1 protein-coding gene is annotated in these 3185 nt (G+C 64.8%); it reads left to right on the forward strand.

From position 1 onward, the window contains the following. Positions 1 to 65: 65 nt before the first annotated feature. The coding region (locus VKF82_03350) for a hypothetical protein (GenBank protein HME81095.1) at positions 66 to 3185 on the forward strand (3120 nt) is incomplete at its 3' end.

The following is a 3185-nucleotide window of genomic DNA, read 5'->3' on the forward strand; positions in this document are numbered from 1 at the left end:
CCGTCACACAATGCGGGCCGGAGAGGGAACTTTCCGGCCCGTAGTCAACGCGGGAGTAGCACGATATGCGCCAGTTTGTCATAGCGGTGTTCTTACTTGCGTTTGCCAGCACGTTCGTCGCGCTCGCAAGCTACCCGTCCGGCGCGCCGGCCACCGCCGCCGAATCCAACGACGCGCCGCTCGACGCCAACTCGCAGTTCACCCAGGTCAAACCGGCGCCCGGCAACGGCACCGGCACCGATAACGGCATCTACCTGCCGCCGGTCTCGAGTTCGCACTCCGAGATCACGGGCACGGTCCAAGCGCAACAAGACGAGCCGGCCGGCCCCAAAGATTTCATCGTCGGCAGCGTCGACGCGCAGGGCCGCAAGAAATTCTGGCACGGCCTCACCGATGCCAACGGCCACTTCCATTTCGCGGTGCCCGCCGCCATCGCAGGCCTTGCGGCGCTGGTCGTATTCCGACACTTCAATAAAGATGGCGTGCCCGACGCGGGTTCGGATTGCCAAATCACCGACGGCCCCGCGCATCTGCCCGGCGCGACCCAGCTCGCCAACGTGCCGCCCGCGGGCCCCGCGATCACCGAAGGTTATCCCGTCTACGAAGAAGGCGGCCACGGCCAAGGTCTCATGCAGGTGCTCACGCGCAACGGCGATCCGCGCGCGTCGAAGCTGCTGCTCGACGGTTCGGACCGCGGCGTCGACACGCTCGCGTCGTCCGACCGCGCACTCGTCGGCAAGATCCAAGACGGCACGCAGCCAGGCTTCTACCGCGCGAGCTTTGCGTCGGGCAGCCAGCACAGCAACGATCTGCCGACGAGCATCGTGCGCGTGACCTACGATCCAATACCAACGCTCAAACCCGGCAGCACCACGATGGTGCGCATGCACATCCAAGGCATCCGGCCGCAAGACGCGGCGATCGTCATCTTCAACGTGACGGGCGCTGCCAAACTGGCTGACGGCGGCACGACCGCATCCGTGCCCGTCAAAGATGGCCTCGCGCAGGTGCTCATCCGCGGCGTCACACCGGGCGAGCTCAACATCAGCACCGATCTCGAGGTTCACCAACCAGAAGCGCAAAGCCAGGCCAGCGAGCTCACGCCGCCGCCGCCGCAAAGCGAAACGACGCCCACGAAATATCCATACTTCACGACGAGCCGTCCGACGCCGACGCCCAAGCCGTCACCGCTGCAGACGGATACGCCAAGACCTGGCAACAACGGCGGCACGACGCAAGGCAGAGACCTCACGCCGCCGCCGGGAACCGAGGGCCGCAATACGCCGGGCCCCGGCCCGAGCACGACCTCGAAGCCCACCCCGACACCGCCGCCCACCGAAAATCCGACGCCGACGCCGTATCCGTCGCCGACCGCGACGCCGACGCCGTGCGAGCTGCGGCCGTGGGACGGCTGGTTCGAACCCGAGCAAGCGGTCTGGCAAGACGACGATACGTGGAAGAACAAGCCCGTGCCGCACCTCGTGCGCGTTCGCGACGACATCCCGCACTACACCGCCGAGCTGAACATGGTCACGGACAAACCGTCGGTGATCTTCGGCGTCAACTGGTACGTTGACGAGCGCGGCGACATCCGCCAGATCAATAAACGCGACGTCGTCTCGATCGAGATCTACACGGATTGCACCGAGCAGGTGCCGGTCAAGATGCGCTTCACCGGCGAGGCAGGCGTCGCCGGTCCGGAGCCGATCTACGAGAGCGGCGTGCTCGCGCAGATCCCGATCCGCGGCAAGGCCGGCTCATGGCAGCACTACACGGTCAGTCTGCCGGTGCCGACCGGCGTCCCCGAGAATTCGACATTCACCTTCCTGCCCGACACGAACTACCGCATCGTCGCGCAGCTCATCGACGATAGCGGCGCGCCGATCGAAGGCGCTGAGGTGATCGTCGACGGCCATGCTGAGGTCACGCACGGGCCGGTCATACGCTATATCCCGCTGCTGCTCTCGTACGATTCGTCGTTCTACAACGCCGCGACCAAACGCGACCTCACGCTGCGCACCATCACCATCGCGCAAGACTCGCACAAGTACATCCCCGATTTCTATGCGGTCAAGCCGTGGGATTTGCCCACGGTCGTGCGCGAGCTGTTCAACTTCACCGGCAAGGATCTATCGGAGACGTACTCGCAAGCCTTCGATAACTTCTTCGCCAAGCACCTCGCCAACGTGAGCGACGCGAATATCGAGGCGACCAAGCTCATCCACGCACGCGAGAAGCTCGAGGCGGCGATCACCGACCAGCTCAGTACGAGCGGTCTCATCGACGGAGCCGGGCGCACCGTTGCCGTGCTCAGCGATCACGACTACTTCGCGGTCGCGCCGCCCAACTCGCTCGGCATCACCGTCTCGACCAAGCTCATCCTCATCCCCGAATTCATGAACTTCCAGACCGTCGGCCACGAGCTCACCCACAGCATCCCCGTGGCCAGCTGGAGTTCGGCGCAGATGCAAGCCGAATGCGGCCTGGACTATCACAACACGCAGAATCTGATCGCCAACGGCGAGCGCATCACGACGGCAAGCGTCCTCGCCGCGCGCGTGCGCAAAGACAAGACCTTCCCGCTCATGGGCGCATCCGGCAAGGGCCCGTCGCCCAACACTGCGATCCCGGCCAACTGGCCGATCGCAGTCGGCGATAAGTCGGGCGCACAAGATCCGGAGAAGTGGATCACCGAGTGCACGTACTGGCATCTGCTCAAAGATCTGACGATCGTCTACGATCCGCCGATGCTGTTGGTGCGCGGCTTCTTGTTCCACCACGCCGATCTGAACACGGCGGTCTTCGGCCCGTTCTACACTCTTGACGGCAGCGCCGACCTAACCGCCGGCGCGCCTGCCACCTATTCGATCGTCGCGTACGACGCCAACGGCAAGACGCTTGCGACCTACCCGTTCACCCCGCAGTGGCGCTTGCCCGACACGAAAGAAGATCGCAGCCTCGTCGCCTTCGGCTACCGCATTCCGTTGACGCCGGACCTCGCGCGCGTGGACGTCGTCGGCCCGGGCGGCGTGCTCGCAAGTGAGCAGTTGAGCGCGCAAGCACCAGCCATCCACATAACATCTGTAGTAGCGCGTTCTTTGAACGCGCAAAACGTCGTGGTAGAACCCATTCGGCCGTCGTCTGGAGGCACCGTGCACGTCGCGTGGACTGTGACGCCGTCCACC

The sequence above is a fragment of the Candidatus Eremiobacteraceae bacterium genome, assembly GCA_035314825.1.
GTDB lineage: Bacteria > Vulcanimicrobiota > Vulcanimicrobiia > Eremiobacterales > Eremiobacteraceae > JAFAHD01.